The organism is Peribacillus sp., assembly GCF_059453735.1.
Genome location: NZ_JAZVJO010000088.1, coordinates 1 through 20,206, shown reverse-complemented (window position 1 = coordinate 20,206; position 20,206 = coordinate 1). Strand labels below are relative to the sequence as shown.

The window sequence follows — 20,206 nt, the reverse complement described above, 5'->3', positions numbered from 1 at the left end:
GCATCATATTCTGCTAAGAAACCAATGACCGGACCTCCTAGCTTTGCGGCTTTCTTTCTAGCGATAAAAGCTGTTTCATGTCCAGCTATATTACTTTCAATTGTAAATCCTTCTAATACAAGAAGACTTTTCAGTAATTCTGAAGCAAAGAATTCTTGATTACCAATTTCCGGACGTTCATGAATTTGATGACTGGTAGTGAGATACGTTTGTTTATTATTTTCAATACTCGAGATGATGCTAGCTTTTAGTAGTTCAGTATCATGTGTAATTGTGGTCATAGTATGGCGTCCTCCCTTTTAATAATCGATTTCACTTAATGGGACAAATGTTGGAATTTGCGCTCCCTTAAATTCTGTTTCTATTAGTTTCGGCACATCATCTTCTTGGTAAAGCTCTGCAATGCGTTTTAATACGTCACGATTTTTGTCCTCGGTTCGAGCAGCAATAATGTTTATATACGGTTTTGCCGTTGCGTCTTCATGAAAAATGGAATCTTTGATAGGATCAAACCCTGCATCCACCGCAATTCCATTATTAATAATGGATGCATCCACGTCTGGCAAGACACGCGGTGTTTGCCCAGCTACCACTGGTTCAATCTTAATGTTCTTTGGATTTTCCAAGATTTTATCCAATGATCCATTGCCATCAAAATCCTTAGGCAAGGTAATCAATCCAGCTTCTTGTAAAAGTAAAAAGGCTCTGCCCATATTAGTGGCTTCGTTCGGTACCGCAATTGTGGCGCCATCCGGAAGATCTTCTATGCTTTTATGTTTTTCTGAGTATAGACCCATTGGTGCAATGACCGTTGTGGCAACAGGCGCTAGATCTAAATTACGTTCTTTAATAAATGCATTGAAATACGAAACGGTTTGAAAAGAATTTGCATCTAAGTCTCCCTCAGCCAGCGCAACATTTGGCTGCACATAATCAGAGAAACTCACCAGTTTAATTTCAATCCCTTCTTTTTCGGCTTTTTCGGCTACATATTTCCAAACTCGATCATCTGTCCCGCTAATGCCAATTTTCACTGTTTCTTTCTTATCCCCTGATCCTTCACTATCTCCACAAGCACTCAATACGGTCGAAAATACAGCTAATATGATAAATAAGAATAATTTTTTCATGTTTGCACTCTCCTCGTTAGTTTCTTCTGATTTTTTTTGCAAGTATATTTCCAAACGTCTGCATTCCTTGAACCATCAGAATAAGAATCACAACAGTAATGACCATGACTTGAGTATCAAATCGTTGATAACCATATGTAATCGCTAAATCACCTAAGCCTCCTCCTCCAACGGCTCCAGCCATTGCAGAGGCTCCAATTAACCCAATCGTCGCGATGGTAATTCCCAGAATAAGCGAACTTAACGCCTCAGGTATAAGGAATCGAAAAATAATTTGAAATGGTGTTGCTCCCATCGCTTCGGCCGCCTCAATAACCCCTGAATCAACTTCGAGCAAGGAGTTTTCAATTAACCTTGCAATATATGGTCCAGAATAAAAGACCAAAGGTACGACTGCTGCAGCTGTTCCAATCGAAGAACCTACTAATAATCTTGTTAAGGGTACGATTGCCACCATCAAGATAATAAACGGAATTGAACGGAAGATATTAACCACTGTACTTAGAATGGAAAAGATAAATCTATTTTCGAATAAATGTCCTTTTCTCGTAACGACTAATAAAATGCCGAGCGGGAGACCGATAATTACCGCGAATAATAGTGAGATACTGACCATTGAAACGGTTTCCCAAAAAGCTTCGATAATTTCTTCATTACTAACTCGCATCTGCAATAACCTCCCGTATGCTGACGTTCTCCTGCTGAATATGCAGATAAGCACGTTTAATTTCATTTTCTTGTCCGCGAAGTTCAACGATTAAGTGCCCAAATGGGACTCCTTGAAGTTCGGTAATATTCCCAAATAACACGTTAACATCAACATCGAACTTCTTAGCAATCTTCGATAACAAGGGCTGCCCGGAAGAAGCTCCTACAAAATTTATTTTAAACAGTTTTCCATTTGGATTGTGTTCTTGAACAAGAGTCCTGACCGATTCTGGAATGGAATCATTAAGGACAGAATGAACAAAGTTTTGCGCTGTTTTCGTTTGGGGATTTGAAAATATATCAAAGACAGTGCCAGATTCAATAATTTCTCCGCCTTCGATCACAGCGACCTTGTCGCAAATATCTCGTATCACAGACATTTCATGGGTAATCATCAAGATTGTTATCTTATATTCGGCATTAATTTTTTTCAAAAGTTTTAAAATCGAGCCCGTTGTTTGTGGATCAAGTGCCGATGTAGCTTCGTCACAAAGCAGAATAGATGGCTGTGTAGCCAGCGCCCGCGCAATACCAACACGCTGTTTTTGTCCACCTGAAAGTTGTTCTGGATAGGCACCTGCCTTATCGCTTAATCCAACGAACTTTAGCAGTTCTTCTACTCGTTGTTTGATTTGTTTCTTCGGTGCTCCTTCTAATACCAATGGCATTGCGATATTTGCAAACACTGTTTTTGATTGAAGGAGATTAAAATGCTGAAAGACCATCCCAATATTCCTTTTTACTTTTCGGATAGTAGAAGGAGATAGCGTTAATAGGTCTTGCCCATCAACCAGTACTCTTCCTCCTGTCGGCTTTTCTAAGAAATTAACACAGCGGATTAATGTACTTTTACCAGCACCGCTGAAGCCAATCACTCCAAATATTTCTCCTTTTTCTATGGTTAAGTTAATTCCATTAAGAGCCTTAAACGTCTTGTCCTTCGTGCGGTACTCTTTCTCCAATCCTTCGAATGTAATCATGATGCTCCCCCAATCTCATTTAAAAAACCCTCTTCTAAATAAGAAGAGGGTCTACGCAGCCCAAAGGCTGCCTCTTCTTATCTTTCAAGCTGAAAGCTTGCTGGAATTGGCACGGTACTAGTGTCCGCTGCCGAAGCTTCATTGGGCCAGTCCCTCAGCTTCTCTGGATAAGAAATTTATATAATTGTTTAACACTTACACACAAAAAACCTCTTCTGAAAATAGAAGAGGTTCCAATCAAAATATCCGATCAGTACGCTCTTATCTACCAAGCTATGCTTGTTGGAAGTAGCACAGTATTCTAAAAAGAATCTGCTGCTGAGGTATCGACGGGCCAAATCCCTACACCTCTCTGGATAAGAATGCATATTAAGTTAATACAATCTTACAAATACTTACCTTGTTTGTCAACATACTTTTTGACTATTCTTTTTTTTAAAATCATTTAAACAATTCGTTATGTTCTGGTCTTGACATATTTTTAGGCTATATGATACGATTTATTCCAAGTAAACAAGTGGGAATAATTGAATTTCGAGTGAATTCCCTTCATACACGTATATCAAGAGTGAACGAGAGAACTGGCTCATAGACTTCACAGCAACCTCCAAACGGAAAGGTGCTCCCACCAGCAAAGCTATGCTTTGGTTGATGAAATCGGTTAAAACCCTCTTCTCAACTTGAAGAAGGTTTTTTATTTTGAAAGGAGAATATCTAATGTCAAACTCGACGATTATTTCCGGCGCTGAATCATTCTTCATACCCGGAAACCATACTGGGATTCTAATTTGTCACGGTTTTAATGGTAGCCCGCAAAGTATCGCATATATTGGTGAATGTTTCGCTAAGGCGGGATTCACTGTATACGCCCCGCTTCTAAAAGGACACGGCACGTGCGCAGAAGATATGGAGACTTGTTGTTACCAAGATTGGATTCAAAATATACACGATGCATACAACACACTGAAGAAAACCTGTTCAAATATAGTTGTAATGGGTCAGTCAATGGGCGGCGCATTAGCCTTAACATTAGCAGAAACGGAAGCATGCAGCGGCATTATCACGCTAAACGCTGCCCTTGAAGTCCCTTGGTATGAAACATTTAAACACGCAGATGCACCGAGGTTCATTCTAGAGGGAAAACCAGATATTCATGATCCTGCTGCGTATGAAATTACTTACCCCTCAGTTCCGCTTAAAGCAGTTCAACAATTACTGCTTTTAATGCAAAATTTACGGCAAAAGCTCCATCACGTTTCCTGTCCTGTTCTCATATGCAGCTCACCTGATGACCACGTTGTTCCGTCTTATTGCTCGATCGAGATTTTCAAAAGCATCGCATCCACTGAAAAGGAACGTATCGATTTACCTTCTTCCTATCATGTAGCATCCCTAGACTATGATAAAGATAAAATTGTGGAGGCATCACTTTCCTTTATAGAGCGGCATGTCCATAAAAAAATGGCTTCATAATAATCCAAAATTGTTTACTCTCTCCCCAAACCGGGTAAAGTATATTATCACGCTAAAGAGGAGGAATTTTATATGAGTGGATTATCTGATAAGGTAAAAGGCACTGTAAATAAAGTCAAAGGCGAGGCCAAAGATCAAGCTGGTAACGCACAGAATGATCCTTCCCTACAAGCAGAAGGAAAAGCAGATAAAGTAAAAGGCAGTATTCAAAAAGGTATCGGAAAATTAAAAGATTAAGCTATAACCATATAAAAACCGGCTCCCTAAGTGGAGCCGGTTTTTTAATTCAAAAAACAATAAAAATAGGTTTATTTTTATGTCAGCAGGGTAAATGAAGTGTATATAGGCATTTTGCTCTCATGGCTCTTTTGACTTGAGCCATGTTTTTTTATGGTTGCTTATCTTGATTTTCAATACTCTCTAATTATATTTGTATACAAAAGTACGTTATAATAAAAATATTACACCATTATCTAACAAATAACCTACTTGATTCTATACCCAATCATTTATTACGTATTTTTTGTTAAGTCTAAAGGAGAAGCAGAGAATGAAAATTCTAATCGTTGATGACAATCAGGTAAATCTTTTTGTTATAGAAAAAATTTTAAAGCGTGCGGGATATGAAGACTTCACCTCCTTGACTTCGGCTCAAGAAATGTATGATTACTTACAGGTGGACAGCCCCATTCCTAAAGAGTCAACAGTCGATATTATTCTCCTCGACATTATGATGCCTGATATCGATGGAATTACAGCTTGCAGAAAGCTTCAAAGTATTCCACATTTAAAAGATATTCCAGTCATCTTTGTTACCGCCCTCGAAGATTCTAATAAGGTAGCAGAAGCCTTAGATGTCGGCGGAATTGATTATATATTAAAGCCTATCAACAAAATCGACCTGCTCGCACGAATTCGAGTTGGTCTTCGTTTAAAATATGAAAAAGACTGGCATCGAATGCAGGATGAAAAAATTCGCAATGAGCTTGACTTATCCATGCAGGTACAAAGCAGTTTATTGAGTGAACCGGTTGCAAATGATCACCTGCTCATTAAGGCGTCTTATTTACCTGCCAACAAACTCGCGGGTGATATGTACTACTGGCACCAAATCGATAAAGACCGTTACGCTATCATCCTATTAGATATGATGGGACACGGAATTACTGCCTCACTCGTATGTATGTTTATTTCTTCTGTATTGCGCGATGCGATCCGTACCCATACAGATCCTACAGCCGTCATAACAGAATTAAACCGGTGGATGAATCTTCTTAATAAAGAAGATAATGAAGTGCATTATTATTTCACAGCTATCTATATGATCATTGATACCAACGAGAAAACAGTGGAATATGTGAATGCAGGGCATCCTCCTGGTTTTGCTAGAATTGATGATGGAGAGATTCATCCTCTATCCATTGGAAGCTGTCCCGTCGGATTCTTCCCTGAAATGAAAATTGAGAAAGCAACTCTTTCCTATAAAGATAAAATTCAACTACTTTTATTTACCGATGGTGTAATGGAAGCTGTTGAAAAGGAAGGAACCGATGGTCTTGAACAACTGAAAGCAGTCGTATCAGAGAAATGGCTTGATTGTTCGAACGAAGAGCCAATAAACTTCGTCTTGCCCCAAGAATTTCAGCAAGATCAACCCGATGATATGTGCGTAGTGTTTATCCAAGCCCATTAAAAAAACGAGTATGCCTTAAGGGCATACTCGTTTTTTATAATTTTTTATATATTTTTTCTCTGCAGTCAAAGTCGGAATATTTTTCAGAGTAATCCATGGTTCTTAATGTTTCTTTGTTTCCTACTCCTAGGAATCCACCTTTACATAAACTATCATAAAATAGTTGATTAACGCTTTCCTGCAATTCGCTGTTGAAATAAATCATTACGTTCCGGCACATAATGACATGAAATTCATTAAACGAACCGTCTGTAACAAGATTATGCTGAAAAAAGGTGATATTTTTCAGCAGCAATGGATTCAAGTAGGCAAATTGATAATCTGTAGTATAGTACTCAGAAAAAGCCTGACTACCGCCTGATTGCAGATAATTCTTCGTGTACGACTGCATTCTATTCAAGGGAAGAATACCTTTTCCAGCTTGTTCGAGAACTCTTTCATTCATGTCAGTAGCGTAAATCTTCGAGCGATCATACAGACCTTCTTCCTCGAGAAGAATAGCCATTGAAAAGGCTTCTTCTCCTGTTGAACAACCAGCATGCCATATTCTTATTTCAGGAAATTCCCGAAGAATAGGGATAACTTTAGTCCGAAATGATTTGAAAAAATCTGGGTCCCGAAACATTTCCGTAACATTAATCGAGAAGTCACTTATCAATTTCTCGACAAACCCTTTATCATACAATACTTTTTCTATCATACCGCTAATCGTACGGACTCGGTCAAGCCTCATACGATTATCAATACGCCTTTTAATCGAAGACCTCATATACTGGTTAAAGTCAAAACCAGAAACCCGATAAACGGCTTGAAGCAATAAGTCTATCTCCAGTTCTTCCCGTTCTTCTTGGTTCAATTGGTCCTTCATGAACGTACCGCCTGCCTTTTCTATTTCCCCTGTTAATTCGTCAGCCATACCCGTAATACAGAAAGAAGCTGATCCATTTTCAATGGTTTACTTACATAATCCGATGCCCCAGCCTTCAAGCATTTCTCTCGATCGCCTTTCATCGCTTTTGCTGTCAACGCAATTATCGGCAATTCTTCATAAATCCCTTCACTCCGTATACGACGCATGGTTTCATATCCATCCATCTCAGGCATCATAATATCCATTAATATTGCGTCAATACTATAACCATTTTTTAGGATTTCCAAACATTCCATACCATTTTCAGCAGTAATGATTTCCATTCCTTCGCGCTCTAAGGCATATTTTAATGCATAAATATTCCGGTGATCGTCATCTACAACTAGCACCTTTTTATTTTTAAATAAGTTAGTCGTATTAGTATCCAAAATTATTTCATCATCATCATCATCACTGATATTAATCTGAATTTCGACATTCGTTTCAGCTGATGGCACGGCCGTCCCCGCAGCCACTTCCTCTATTTGTGCAGCAGCGCTGTTTTCTCCGCTTACACCTTCTGGAAGGCTCGGAATAAATAACGTAAATTCACTGCCTCGGCCTTCTTCACTATCTACGATTACCCAACCGCCAAGAAGTTTTGCAAATTCTCGACATATCGAAAGACCAAGTCCTGTACCGCCGTATTTTCTCATAGTGGCGCCGTTTACCTGCTGGAATGATTCAAAAATCTGTTCTTGTTTTTCTTTCGGAATACCAATTCCAGTATCTGCCACTTTAATTTCAACCCAATTATTTGCCCCGCTAGTATTGATAAACTGTGCAACCTGCTCTTCTTCAGCAAGTTTAATGTGGACAGAAACAGATCCTTCTTCTGTGAATTTAATTGCATTTGAAAGCAGGTTTTTTAAAATCTGCTGGAAACGCTGTTGGTCGGTAAAGAAGATATCTGGTACATTCTTATCTTTTTTCACAGTAAATTCTAATCCCTTTTTAGCTGCCACGTGCTCAAAATTACGAATTAACGAGTCAGGAAGCTCACTAAGGTTGGTTTCTTCAAATACAACATCCAGTTTCCCAACTTCAACTTTGGATAAATCCAAAATATCATTTATTAACGATAGAAGGTCTTGACCTGACGTGTTAATCACGCGGGCAAATTCCTGTTGTTCACTTGAAAGACCCGTCTCAGTCTGATCAGATAACATTTCAGATAGTATAAGGATACTATTCAATGGAGTACGTAATTCATGTGACATGTTTGCCAGGAATTCAGATTTATACTTTGAGCTTAATTTAAGCTCTTCAGTTTGAGCTTCTAAGCTTACTTTAACTCGTTGTAATTCCTTAGATTTCTCTTCAGTATCACGGTTTCGTTCTTCAAGCTGTTCGTTGATCATTCGTAATTCTTCAGCTTGTGTCTGAAGTTCTTCTGATTGCGCCTGCATTTCTTCTGATTGTGCTTGCAGCTCTTCTGACTGAGCCTGTAATTCTTCTGTTTGAGCTTGTGATTCCTTCAATAGACGTTCAATTTCCATTCGTCCCTGAACACTATTAATTGTGATCCCCAATGTTTCGACAACTCTACTCAATAAAGTTTGTTGTTGTTCAGTGAATGGTTCTAAACTGCCAAGCTCAATTACAGCAATCACTTCTTCTTCAAAGATGACTGGCGTAATAAAAATACTCTTAGGCTTCGCTTCACCTAAACCGGTTGTCACCACTTTAAAATCATCGGGTACATGGTTAATAATCTGTGAACGCTTCTCCAGAATACATTGTCCAATGAGGCCTTCACCCGGCTTGAATTCTACTCGGCCTGCTTCTTCCCCATTTCCTGCAAATGAAGACAGTTTAACAAAGGTTGTATCTTCACCTTGACCGCGTTTAACATAAAACGCACCAAGTGATGCCCCCATCATAGGAGTTAGACGCGTTATGAAACGATGACCCAGTGCTTCCATATCCACAATCCTTTGGTACATCGTGGCCATATCAGCCAGTCTTGTTTGAACCCAATTTTGATTGCTGATCTTGCTTGTAAATTCTTTTTCTTTTTTATTATATGTTTCCAGAGAACCTGCCATCTCATTAAACGACTCAGCAATTTCACCTATTTCGTCATTTGTTTGAACAGAAATCCTTGGTAAGTTCGATAAATTTTTAAAGTCAATTTGCTTAATAACTTCAGTAATAGACTGTAAGTTATTCGATGTACTCTTTATCATCCAAATCACCGTTGCTGCGATGACTATAATACTTAAACTAACCGCAATAATAATAAAATTAATCAAATCATTGTATGTTGTTGTTGCTTCACTCAGTGCATTATTCATTAAGCTTTCCTGATAATCTTTGAAGTCTTCAATACTCTCCATGACTTTCAGACGCTTACTGCTTTGATCTGCCATCAATCTTGTCAGTGACACTGCAGAAGAACCTTTAACACTCTGCACAATATCTGCTTCAGTCAAACGATAAGAGGCATAATCAGTTTCTACCTGTTTAAGCAGCTGTTCCGCTTTTACCGTATTTAATATACTAGATAACTCAGCAATCTTTGCATTAATTGCTTTATGATTTTCTTCTACAATTTCAATGCTCGCCATTGCTTCCTTCTTATTTGCTTCATTTACTGCAAACAGTACTTCTCGATCCGAACGTGAAAAAAGCTGACGGATCTCCATAGAACTTTGCGCTTTGTAATACCGATCTTCTACAATTTCAGTCATATCACTCTTTATACTATTAAGCATAAAGATAATGCCAGTAAGCAACACCGCTAAAAAAAGCAAGATTAGTCCGAAGCCTATTAGCTGTTTCTTTTTAAAACTCATCTTATCTCCTGCTTCCCTATTAGTAATATTTCAATCTATGTTCTTGATCGAAGTGTAGATAGTCATAGATATTCCTATTTTATCATTATTAGCGTAAGAACAGTAGTGCAAAACGTGGGATATTATTGGTAAATTCATTCCTACAATATCACGTTCTAACCCAAAAGAAAAACCGGAAGCTTTTGCCTCCGGTCACTACTTATAGCTTATTAGCCTCTATATATAAAACATGGTGGCCATCCATTTCTTTAACAGTAAATTCATACCCTTCATATTCCACTTTATCACCAATTGCTACGTCATATCTTCCTGTCAATATCCATCCACCGAGTGTATCAATATCTTCTTCTGGAAGCGAAATGCCTAGCATATCACTTACATCTTGTATAAGCATTTTGGCGTCAAACAGATAATGGTTTTCTTTAATCTTTTGAATAAGTGGACGTTCATCTTGGTCGAACTCGTCTCTAATTTCCCCTACGATTTCCTCCAATATATCCTCAACCGTTACTAAACCGGCTGTTCCGCCATACTCATCAGTTAAAATAGCCATATGAATCCGTTCTTTTTGCATCTTTAGTAATAAATCATGAATCGGAATTGTTTCAAGGACACGAATAACTGGTGCAATAAAATCATCAATTTGCAGTTCGGCAACGTGCTCTTCTGTAATGGTCGCTGTATACAGACGTTTAATGTTAACCATTCCGATGACATTGTCTTTGTCACCTTCAATAACAGGATAGCGGGTAAATTGCTCCTGCTGAACAATTTCAATAACATCCAATAGTGACGTTCCTTTTTCAATGGCCACCACTTCCGTACGGGGAACCATAATTTCATTAGCATTACGATTATCAAATTCAAAAATTTTATTTACATATTTATACTCAGATTGATTAATTTCGCCGCTTTTATAGCTTTCTGACAAGATAATCCGAAGTTCTTCTTCAGAGTGTGCTGATTCTTGTTCAGAGGCTGATTTTATCCCGAAAAATCCAGTTAAAATTTGTGCTGAACCGTTTAAAACCCAAATGAACGGAAACATGATCCGGTAAAACCATATCAATGGTTTTGAAAACAATAGCGTTATTTGTTCAGCTTTCTGAATGGCCACTGTTTTCGGAGCCAATTCACCGATAACAACATGAAGGAAAGTTACTGATGCAAACGCAACGACGAATGCAAGTATACCTGAGATAGACTCATCCAATTCCATTTTCTCAAACAACGGGTGTAAGATTAGCTCTACGGTAGGTTCCCCTAACCACCCAAGCCCTAGTGCTGTCACAGTAATCCCTAACTGACAAGCTGATAAATATTGATCGAGATGACTAATAACACGTTTGGCAGCAATAGCCGACGTATTTCCTTCTTCAATTAACTGATTGATACGGGATGTTCTTACTTTAACAATCGCAAATTCTGATGCGACAAAAAATGCTGTTAATGCTATTAATAAAGCAACTGCTAATAATTTTATCGTAATTTCCAATGTGTGCGGGTAAACCAACCTATCATTCCCTCTGCATGAATAACATAAGGTAGAGCGGCTAGTTATGTCCCAAGCACCTCCTACGTATTGTTGGTATGGGTAACCTTAGATTGTAATCTCATATCATTAACATCTCCCAAAACCCTGCTTATAATAAAACGAGAGCAGTTAATGATTGTATTAATGTTAAGCTTTCATGCGAAACATGCTTATTCAACATGAGTTGATTATGTTTATTTTTCTCAAGAAAAGAAATCACTTCTTTTAGTTCTTGATTTATATGAGTCAGCTTACATGTAAGCTCGTGTCCTGCTTGTTGAACGTCATTTTCCTCTTGTTCCTTTTGCAGCAATAACGCTTTTATTTCGTCAAGTGTATATTTATTACGTTTATATTCCACAATTAGCCGCAATCGTACTACCTCATCTTCCGTATAATAGCGGTAATTAGATGAGGACCGTCTTGCTTGTAACAACCCAAGGTTAGTGTAGTAATCAACAGTTCGTTTTGTAACATTTGCTAATTGTGCTAGTTCACCTATTTTCAGATTCTCGATCCCAATGTAATTTCCCCCTAACTATAACGTGATGGTTTGCAGCTTTTTAAAAATAAAAATACTTACTACCATCTTACATTATATTCACTGTTTTGAATAAGAATATCTACTTTTTTTACAAACGTTTTTAGTGGAAAGTAGTAAGAAACGAAAAAGGCCAACCGTTTTCCGAGGAAAACCATCAGCCTTTGAACTCTTTAGAGATCAGCAATCTTTACTTCTTGCCTTTTGAAGCATGATGTCCAGTTAAAATCTTTGGACCACATTGACATAATACCGAGTGTTTTAATTTCTTTATTGGTGTTCCGCATGTATCGCAAATTTTCACTGCCATCATACTTCCTCCTTCAGATTTATACTCTTTTTTTATTTATAAATATAGTATACCACTTTAAAACAATAATCAATACTTATTTAGAATTATTATAATATAAATAAAGGCATTTCCAAAACAACCCGTATCGTGCTTTAATAGATAAAACACATCTGAAAGGTTGGGTTTATGATAAATACCCCTATACGTACGGTACCACAGCCTTTGGTGAGAACCAACCAATGGTTTATCTTCCTAAGTGTGCTCATCACCTGGATTACTGGCCAAGAATGGATCTTAGCTATTCCATTCGTCTTCGGACTGCTTGGTTTACTGTTTGATTTTAACCCTATTATGAGATTCGCAAAACTTTTCTTGAAAAAGAGACCTTCTGAATACATCCCAGAGGAGCATGTCCAACAGCAATTTAATCAAGTTATCGCAGTCATCTTCCTGGGGTTTGGTTTATTTAGTTTCCTAATGAACTGGAATTTGGCAGGCTATGTGTTTACAGTCATGGTTGCTACCGCCTCATTTGTTGCTATTCTCGGTTTCTGTATTGGCTGCTTTATCCGTTTTCAATGGCAGCAGTATCGACACCGGCGTTCATTAAAGGCATAAAAAAAGTTCCCTTTGGGAACTTTTTTTATGCTGTCCGATTCCGTTTATTTATCCAAATTCCCGTAAAGAGAATAATAAGAAGTAAAACAAGCTGTGGTAAAAGCGTTTCTACTGTTGGATAAAGACCGATCCAATCGATAAATGGGAATGAATGAAGTGTATGTATTGATATCGTCTTTGATACTTGTAGTGCATGAACACTAACACCGAGTATTTTAAAAGCTAATAGATAGATAAAGACTGACGCTGCTTTAAAGAATAAATTGATGGGAATTTTCACACTATACCTCATGATTAATACACCCGTCACAATTAAAATGACTAAGGCAAGGACAATTCCAGTCAGAAGCTGCTTCATACTCATATACGGTGACATACCCGCATAGAAAATGATGGTCTCTGCTCCTTCACGGAAAATGGACAAAAAGCTGACCAAAGCAAAAGATATAACGCTTCCAGTAGTAATCGCTTGAGTCATCTGTTTGTTTATATAGCGATTCCATGCTTTCACATTTGCTTTACTATGAAGCCACGCTCCAACGCTGATCATCATCACAACAGCCGCAATGCCTGTGATCCCTTCGATGTATTCTCGACTGGATGCCGCGGTTATTTTTGAAAAGACAATATTTATAATAATGGCTAATATCGCACTGGCTAGTAAACCTGCAGCTACCCCGACCCAGATCCATTTTTGTTTGTCTCCCTGGTTCACTTTTTTCAAAAAGGCTAGCAGCGTAGCCACAATCAGCAAGGCTTCAAGACCTTCACGAAGGAGAATTAAGGCGGCATCCCACGTTGAATAGCTCGTCTCTGAAATAAGCGGCAGCAGCCTTTCATGTAAGTCCTCAATAATAGTCTGAGCTTCTTCCGCTTTAACTTTTTCGGATTCCAGCAAACTGATAGCCGTTGGCACCTTTGTTTCCATATCACTGTAAAGCTTACTGTCTCGGGTTGATACATCCCCCTCGACCATCGGCCAAATGGTTAAAATCTCATTTAATTTGTCGACTGCTTTAGGAAGATCATTTTTCTTCATTGCTTGGCCGCTAGCTTGTAAAAGATCGGTAACATCCGACAATGAATAGCTAGTTGCTTCCACCTTTTTCACATTTCCAGAGAGAAAATTATCTATTGACGTTCTTAGATGACCAAGATTAGTTACTGCCTTATCCTGATCGGCTGGTTCTTGCGTAATACCGATACGAACAAAGGCCATATATTTTTCCATTTCACCATATGTAACGACACTTTCTTCACGAACAATACTCTCTACTTCTTTATTCCAGAGCGTTAAAAGTACTTGATAATCCTTTTTCGCCTTTTCATAGTCCTGACCCGCGATGGACCTATCCAATTCCGAGATAAAAGGCAGCAACTGCTTTACAGTATCTTTATGATTGCTTTTATCTACTGGATTTTGTTCGATATCATACGCTATGACTGCACTTGAAAGAGCTGATAATAACGGTTTTAGATTCTGAGTATCTTCTTGTTCCTTTAGTGCCTTTTTTACTGCAAGCAGCTGTTGATCCACAACAGCTGCTTGCTCGCTGTCTGTTCGAGTTCTTTGCCATTCCTTTTCAAAATCATTCATGTTACTGACAACAATCTCTTTTTCCCCATTTTTAGCTTTCATCAAGCTATCACCGATATAGATAAATAGCTCATCATGATTCGTTTCAGCCTGAACCACCAGCGGGATTGATACTGAGAGAATAAGTCCAACGATCATACACCCGAGCCACTGTTTCCACTTACTTACTAGCATTGCCTACTCGCACTCCTTTAAAAAGGAGACACTTTAATTGAAAAGTGTCTCTCCGATATATCCACCTTTTTTTACTCCAGGTAAGCATGCAAACAAAGCGCTGCCTCGATGAATGATATATTCATTTAATTTGTCATTGCCGGCAAGCCTCTGCTGCATGGGAATGAATTGCTTGCTTGGACTTCTCTGAAAGGAGATAAATAATAAGCCCGCATCAATACTTCCTGTTTTTGGATCCATTCCACCCGCATACGAATACGAACGTCTTAATATTTGCTGCGAACCATCTCCGCGGGCAAGCCGCATATGCGCAGTCTCTGGAACAATGAGCCTTCCATTTACATCTTTTTCTTCTAAATCTGCTTCATCAAATTCTAGTTCTTTACCGAGCGGCGCTCCACTCATTCGCTTACGGCCAAAGGTTTCTTCCTGATCCTTTAAAGTCGTTCGGTCCCAGACCTCAATGTACATTTGAATACGCCGAACAGCCATATAACTTCCGCCCACAAGCCAGTTAGGACCATCTCCAGGCTGAACCCATACATGTTGCATATCCTTTTCCTTGTTTATATCAGGATTGACGGTTCCATCTTTAAATCCAAACAGGTTACGCGGCGTTTCCTTTATATTACCGGCTGATTTAGTTCGTTGAAACCCAGTCTGTGCCCAGTGAATGATTAGTTTCCCTCTTGCGATTCGTACTAAATTCCGTACTGCGTGAAAGGCAACCTGTGGATCATCCGCACAAGCTTGAATGCAAATGTCACCGCCACACCATGATTCGTCTAAGGCATCAAAAGAAAATTTCGGCAAATCCCGAAGCTCCTTAGGCTGTTTTGACTGTAAACCAAATCGGTTTTTGCCGTCTTTAACAAAAAGGGATGGACCTACGCCAAATGTTATCGTTAAGTTAGCTGGAGACAGCCCCTCAGCTTCTCCAGTATCCTTAGGTGGTAAGAATCCATTAGATGATAAATCACCCACTGGTTTTCCTTCCATAAGGTTCGCCGCTGCCACTGTCCAATCCTTAAATAGCTTAATTAGTTCAGTTTTATCGGTAGTCGTAACTTCGAGAGAGGCGAAATACAAGTTATCCTGCATGGCAGTTACGATACCTGCCTGATGCGCGCCGTATAAAGGAACTGTATCTTTCCTCTTATTCCCTTCAGCTGCAGTAGAAAGAGACATCACGCCTCCTATTCCAGCAGCGCCAATCAGTACGCCGACTCCCCCGATTCCCGCTGTTTTAAGCATATCCCGTCTGGTTACTTTTTTTGACAAAAGAGACGCTGATTCATTTTCATTAATAGATGAATCACTCACTTAAGATTCCTCCGTTACAATTCCAATCTGAGAAAGAGGTTCAGCAAGAGCATCAATTGACTGACTTAACTCTTTAATTTCTTGCTTATCCAATTTATCATAAAGGGTATAATCTTCCCCTTGCTTCTGCTCGTTTAATAGATTGTAAACGGCAGCAAATCGAGTATCAATCTCCGTCACTAGCGCTTCGTCTTTTTCCTTAAGAGCTGGAGTTAATATAGAAAAGATTTTTTCTGCTCCTTGAACATTGGCAGCAAAATCATATAAATCTGTATGAGAATAGCGATCTTCTTCTCCCGTTACTTTTGAGGTTGACACTTCATTTAAAAGATCCACTGCACCCGTTATTAATAATTCAGGTGTTACTTCAACCGTTTCAACCTTTGCACGAAGCAAGTTAACATCTTTCATTAACTGTTCAGCATATCCTTCATACCCTTTAGTTGTGTTTTCTTCCCATAAGCCTTGCTCAATACGGTGATAACCGCCCCAGTCTTTCTCATCCACATCACCATCACGTGCATCGATTTTCGGATCAAGATCGCCGAATACCTCAGCTATTGGCTCAGCCCGTTCATAATGCATTCTTGCAGGTGCATATAATTCCTTTGCCTTCTCAATATCTCCTGAGATAACGGCATTTGTAAATGCTTCTGTTTCTTTTACAAACTCCTCAATCTCATGAATGGCATAGTCTCTATATTCAGTTGAAATTTTATCTAAATTGCTTGTTGCTGCCACTGTTTTCTTCGAATTATCTGTAGCTGGCTTTGCTTCTTCTTTTTGTCCACACCCAAATAATAAACTCGTAGACAATAGAACGGCCACGGTGGATTTAATTGTATTCATACCCCAAAACTCCCTTGTCATTTTATCCCGTCTTAATTTCCTTTATCATTCTAACAGATATTGATAATCATTTTCAATTAAATTTTTTTAGACTTTTGCCTATATGCCGCCATCCCGTTCTATTGTTAATTTTTCAAGTTCTTCTTCCATGATCGTCGTGATATTACGGATAAAGGTAAGAATTAAATCCATTTCTTTTTCATTATAATCCACACATATTACTTTCGTAGCCTGTGCCAGCGTTTGATAATGTCCCAAGATTTCTTGATGACGTTTTGAAACAGGTGCAATAACGACCCTGCGTCCATCATTAGGGTCCTTTTCACGCATGACAATGCCTGCCTTTTCAAGGCGATCGATGAGTGCTGTTACTGCACCTGTACTTAAACCGGTAATTCTGGCAAGCTCACCCGCTGTGATCGGTCCGGTTTCATTCAAGATATCTGCTGTCTTAAGATCAGTAGGAAAAACTCCAAGTTTTAAGGCCATATTTTGTTGAAACAAAACAGACCTCATTCCGTACTTTCGCAGTAGTTGTGTCAAACTCTCTATCTGATCCGTTTTTCTGCTGTTATCTCTTGACATTAGCTTGTCCCTCCAACTAAACTTGAACTTATCTTGATGATCAAGATATTTTTTTTTACTCATTCTAACGTATACATTTCACTAAGTACAAAAGCAAGTAATACCCAACTAAGGAGGAGAGCCTTTTGCTAGCTGAAAAAAATAATAAGCAATCATTCATTGTCGCCGGTCTATTACTGGGAATTTTCATGGCATCTATGGACAACACCATTGTCTCTACGGCTATGGGTACTATCGTATCTGATTTAGGTGATTTTGATAAATTTGTCTGGGTTACCTCTGCCTACCTTGTCGCAACGATGGCTGGAATGCCCATATTCGGTAAACTATCCGATATGTACGGACGGAAACGTTTTTTTATTTTTGGTCTAGTCATGTTTTTAATCGGATCTTCCTTATGCGGATTGGCCCAGTCTATGACGCAGCTCAGTATTTTTCGGGCGATTCAGGGTATAGGAGGCGGCGCATTGATGCCGATTGCTTTTACCATTGTATTTGATATTTTCCCAGCTAATAAACGCGGAAAAATGACTGCTCTTCTGGGTGCCGTCTTTGGTATTTCAAGTGTTCTTGGCCCTTTATTGGGTGCTTTTATTACTGAAACCCTAAGCTGGCATTGGATCTTTTATGTGAATGTACCTATTGGTCTTGTGTCATTATTCTTTATTGTTACTTATTATAAAGAATCTTCTTCACATAAAGAACAAAAAATTGATTGGGGCGGTGCGGGTACCCTTGTTATTTCGGTTGTCAGCTTAATGTTTGCGCTGGAGTTAGGCGGACAATATGGTTGGAGCTCTACTCCAATTATCTCCCTGTTCGCAAGTTTTGCTCTGTTTTTTATCCTTTTCTTCTATTTTGAAAGAAGAGCAAGTGATCCAATCATTTCGTTTTGGATGTTTAAAAAACGATTATTCGCTACCTCACAAATCCTTGCGATTCTTTACGGTGCTACATTTATTATACTGACCGTATATATTCCAATCTTTGTTCAAGCTGTTTATGGCGGTTCTGCTACAAATGCAGGCTTAATCTTAATGCCAATGATGCTTGGAAGCGTTCTAGGCAGCGCCGGCGGAGGGATATTCCAAACGAAAACAAGCTTCCGCACCCTTATGATAGTATCTGTCTTTTCATTCTTTGCAGGAATGCTCTTGCTTGGCACATTAACACCTGATACTAGCAGAACACTGTTGACGATTTATATGATCATTGTCGGATTTGGCGTTGGTTTCTCCTTTTCACTGTTACCGACTGCCTCCATCCACAAACTTGACCCGCGTTATCGCGGCTCAGCTAACTCGACCAACTCTTTCCTGCGTTCTTTCGGGATGACGCTCGGAATCACCATTTTTGGAGCTATTCAGACGAATTCATTTGCTAATAAAATGGCGGAATCGTTCAAAGGAATGGGTGGTCAGGGAGCAGCTATGAATTTCGACGATCCGCGGCAGCTGTTCCAATCCGATACACGCTCTCAAATTCCACCTGAGATACTCGATAAAATTGTTAATGCTTTGTCGGATTCCATAACATTAACGTTCTTGCTCGCGTTAATTCCAATTGGTATAGCAATCATCACCGTCTTCTTCATGGGCAATGCCCGTGTTGAAGCGGAACCAAAGATTGAACAAAACAACTAAATAAACTAAGCAGCCCTCTTATTTAGAGGGTTGTTTTTTTTCGTCGATTCGTGGGTATATAAGCTGAAAATGAAACCTCTGCACGGGTAAACTCCGTCAGCATGCTTTAAGAAAAAATTCACCAATTCTCAACATTTAGGAAGTCATATCCATTGTCGAATATAGGAATTGCCACTAAACTAAAAGAAGAGTTAGGAACGGATAGGAGAGAGACCAATTGAAGATTATTTGTTTTGGTGACAGTCTAACTAGAGGAATATCCATTGTAAAAGGCAGACTGAGAATTATAAAGCAAAACTACCCAAATATACTAGCAAATCTTGTTGAATCATTTCCCTCTATAGAAGTAATTAATAAAGGTGTATTTAATGATAATTCAGACCTTCTGATGAATCGTATTGATAAAGATGTACTATCTGAAAAGCCTGATGCGGTATTAATTAATGTTGGGGGCAATGACTGTAACTTTAAATGGGATGAAGTGGCGGCTCTGCCGGACGGAGAACATGAACCAATTGTTCCGATTGAACGTTATGTAGAGAATCTGACTGCGATTATTTCCGAATTTCAGGATAAACATATTACTCCGTTTTTAATTACGCTTCCACCTCTCGACCCTGCCCGATATTATCGGTCAATTTGCGCTCAATATGGTCCATCAATTGCCCACTGGGTATCAAGAGTTGGCGGAATAGAACATTGGCATGGGTTGTATAATCGCCGATTAAAACAATTAGCAGTGGAATTGAATGTAACACTGATTGATGTCCGTACTTACTTGAAGGAAGCAGGTAATCTCAATCATTTGATATCAGATGACGGCATTCATCTTACATCTGAAGGATATAAGGAAATGAGCAGAGCAATCTTTCAAGATTTGAACACTCATTACCGCACATCTGAAACTTTCTAGAAAAACAGACACCCTAAACATACAGGGTGTCTGTTTTTTTCTAAATTATAAACTGTTTATATCAACATTCTCCGGGAGCTTAAACGGATTGTCTTGATTAATTCGATCATAGAACATAATACCGTTCAAGTGATCCATCTCATGCTGGAAAACAATTGCCGGGAATTTTTTAAAACGCATAGTGAATTCCTTGCCCTCGATATCTATTGCCTTCACCTTGATGCGCTCATATCTTGGGACATATCCCTTAATTTCACGGTCTACAGACAAACATCCTTCGCTTTGCGGCAGATAGGTCATTGATGTTGACGTACTAATAATCTTCGGATTAATCATTGTGTATTCATGCAAGACACCTTTTTCATCCGTAAAGTAGACCACAAACATTCTCTTATTCAGACCAATCTGATTTGCAGAAAGGCCTACACCGGCACGTAGTCCGTAC

Annotated in this window: 18 protein-coding genes, 1 pseudogene and 3 riboswitches; of the genes and pseudogenes, 6 read left to right on the top strand and 13 right to left on the bottom strand. The window is 38.9% G+C overall.

Annotation, left to right across the window (positions count from 1 at the left end):
* The 4 genes and pseudogenes from AC52RT_RS02920 to AC52RT_RS02905 all read right to left on the bottom strand — a co-directional run.
* Positions 1-281: pseudogene (locus tag AC52RT_RS02920) on the bottom strand (amidohydrolase); the annotation flags it as partial.
* 18 nt (positions 282-299) lie between these two features.
* Positions 300-1,130 (bottom strand): MetQ/NlpA family ABC transporter substrate-binding protein, encoded by an 831-nt coding sequence (locus AC52RT_RS02915; RefSeq protein WP_495539360.1) that lies wholly within the window; start codon positions 1,128-1,130, stop codon positions 300-302.
* Between the two features lie 16 nt (positions 1,131-1,146).
* A complete protein-coding gene (locus AC52RT_RS02910; protein ID WP_495539359.1) occupies positions 1,147-1,797 on the bottom strand; it encodes a methionine ABC transporter permease in 651 nt (216 codons plus the stop codon).
* Positions 1,787-2,818 carry a methionine ABC transporter ATP-binding protein gene (locus AC52RT_RS02905; protein WP_495539358.1) on the bottom strand — a complete coding sequence of 344 codons (1,032 nt, stop codon included), beginning with the start codon at positions 2,816-2,818 and terminating at the stop codon, positions 1,787-1,789. Before AC52RT_RS02905 ends, AC52RT_RS02910 begins: the two co-directional genes overlap by 11 nt.
* 74 nt (positions 2,819-2,892) lie before the next feature.
* Positions 2,893-2,992, bottom strand: a riboswitch (SAM riboswitch).
* Positions 2,993-3,076: 84 nt separating this feature from the next.
* Positions 3,077-3,181, bottom strand: a riboswitch (SAM riboswitch).
* Between the two features lie 193 nt (positions 3,182-3,374).
* Positions 3,375-3,476, top strand: a riboswitch (SAM riboswitch).
* Between the two features lie 59 nt (positions 3,477-3,535).
* On the opposite strand from AC52RT_RS02905, the gene AC52RT_RS02900 reads away from it, so the two are divergent.
* From AC52RT_RS02900 to AC52RT_RS02890, 3 genes are all read left to right on the top strand, one after another.
* Complete coding sequence (locus tag AC52RT_RS02900) at positions 3,536-4,291, top strand: alpha/beta hydrolase (RefSeq protein WP_495539357.1); 756 nt, start codon at positions 3,536-3,538, stop codon at positions 4,289-4,291.
* A gap of 72 nt (positions 4,292-4,363) precedes the next feature.
* A complete protein-coding gene (locus tag AC52RT_RS02895; protein WP_081704767.1) occupies positions 4,364-4,528 on the top strand; it encodes a CsbD family protein in 165 nt (54 codons plus the stop codon).
* Positions 4,529-4,841: 313 nt separating this feature from the next.
* Positions 4,842-5,984, top strand: coding sequence for a PP2C family protein-serine/threonine phosphatase (locus tag AC52RT_RS02890; protein ID WP_495539356.1), 1,143 nt, complete (start codon positions 4,842-4,844; stop codon positions 5,982-5,984).
* A gap of 34 nt (positions 5,985-6,018) precedes the next feature.
* On the opposite strand, the gene AC52RT_RS02885 is transcribed toward AC52RT_RS02890, so the two are convergent.
* The 4 genes from AC52RT_RS02885 to AC52RT_RS02870 all read right to left on the bottom strand — a co-directional run bounded on the left by AC52RT_RS02885 (position 6,019) and on the right by AC52RT_RS02870 (position 11,728).
* Positions 6,019-6,852, bottom strand: a complete 834-nt coding sequence (locus AC52RT_RS02885; protein WP_495539362.1) for a CheR family methyltransferase — start codon at positions 6,850-6,852, stop codon at positions 6,019-6,021.
* Between the two features lie 32 nt (positions 6,853-6,884).
* A complete protein-coding gene (locus tag AC52RT_RS02880; protein WP_495539355.1) occupies positions 6,885-9,692 on the bottom strand; it encodes an ATP-binding protein in 2,808 nt (935 codons plus the stop codon).
* 199 nt (positions 9,693-9,891) lie between these two features.
* Entirely contained in the window at positions 9,892-11,187 is a 1,296-nt protein-coding gene (locus AC52RT_RS02875; protein WP_495539354.1) for a hemolysin family protein, read from the bottom strand.
* 148 nt (positions 11,188-11,335) lie between these two features.
* A complete protein-coding gene (locus tag AC52RT_RS02870) occupies positions 11,336-11,728 on the bottom strand; it encodes a MerR family transcriptional regulator (protein WP_495539361.1) in 393 nt (130 codons plus the stop codon).
* Positions 11,729-12,245: 517 nt separating this feature from the next.
* Between AC52RT_RS02870 and AC52RT_RS02865 the strand changes: the two genes are divergently transcribed.
* Positions 12,246-12,677, top strand: a complete 432-nt coding sequence (locus AC52RT_RS02865; RefSeq protein WP_495539353.1) for a DUF4395 domain-containing protein — start codon at positions 12,246-12,248, stop codon at positions 12,675-12,677.
* 25 nt (positions 12,678-12,702) lie between these two features.
* On the opposite strand, the gene AC52RT_RS02860 is transcribed toward AC52RT_RS02865, so the two are convergent.
* The 4 genes from AC52RT_RS02860 to AC52RT_RS02845 form a co-directional block, all read right to left on the bottom strand.
* Positions 12,703-14,448 carry an FTR1 family iron permease gene (locus AC52RT_RS02860; protein ID WP_495539352.1) on the bottom strand — a complete coding sequence of 582 codons (1,746 nt, stop codon included), beginning with the start codon at positions 14,446-14,448 and terminating at the stop codon, positions 12,703-12,705.
* A 33-nt stretch (positions 14,449-14,481) separates the two neighbouring features.
* Positions 14,482-15,771, bottom strand: a complete 1,290-nt coding sequence (efeB, locus tag AC52RT_RS02855; RefSeq protein ID WP_495539351.1) for an iron uptake transporter deferrochelatase/peroxidase subunit — start codon at positions 15,769-15,771, stop codon at positions 14,482-14,484.
* Positions 15,772-16,620: an iron uptake system protein EfeO gene (efeO, locus tag AC52RT_RS02850; protein ID WP_495539350.1), complete on the bottom strand. Its 849-nt coding sequence runs from the start codon at positions 16,618-16,620 to the stop codon at positions 15,772-15,774.
* A 99-nt stretch (positions 16,621-16,719) separates the two neighbouring features.
* Positions 16,720-17,205 (bottom strand): MarR family transcriptional regulator, encoded by a 486-nt coding sequence (locus tag AC52RT_RS02845; RefSeq protein WP_495539349.1) that lies wholly within the window; start codon positions 17,203-17,205, stop codon positions 16,720-16,722.
* Positions 17,206-17,330: 125 nt separating this feature from the next.
* Between AC52RT_RS02845 and AC52RT_RS02840 the strand changes: the two genes are divergently transcribed.
* A complete protein-coding gene (locus tag AC52RT_RS02840) occupies positions 17,331-18,848 on the top strand; it encodes an MDR family MFS transporter (RefSeq protein WP_495539348.1) in 1,518 nt (505 codons plus the stop codon).
* 217 nt (positions 18,849-19,065) lie between these two features.
* The gene (locus AC52RT_RS02835) at positions 19,066-19,761 is read left to right on the top strand and encodes an SGNH/GDSL hydrolase family protein (protein WP_495539347.1); all 696 of its coding nucleotides are present in this window, start codon (positions 19,066-19,068) and stop codon (positions 19,759-19,761) included.
* Positions 19,762-19,806: 45 nt separating this feature from the next.
* Here the strand turns inward: AC52RT_RS02835 and def are convergent.
* Positions 19,807-20,206 (bottom strand): peptide deformylase (gene def, locus AC52RT_RS02830; RefSeq protein ID WP_495539346.1); only part of this gene is annotated, 400 nt, incomplete at its 5' end.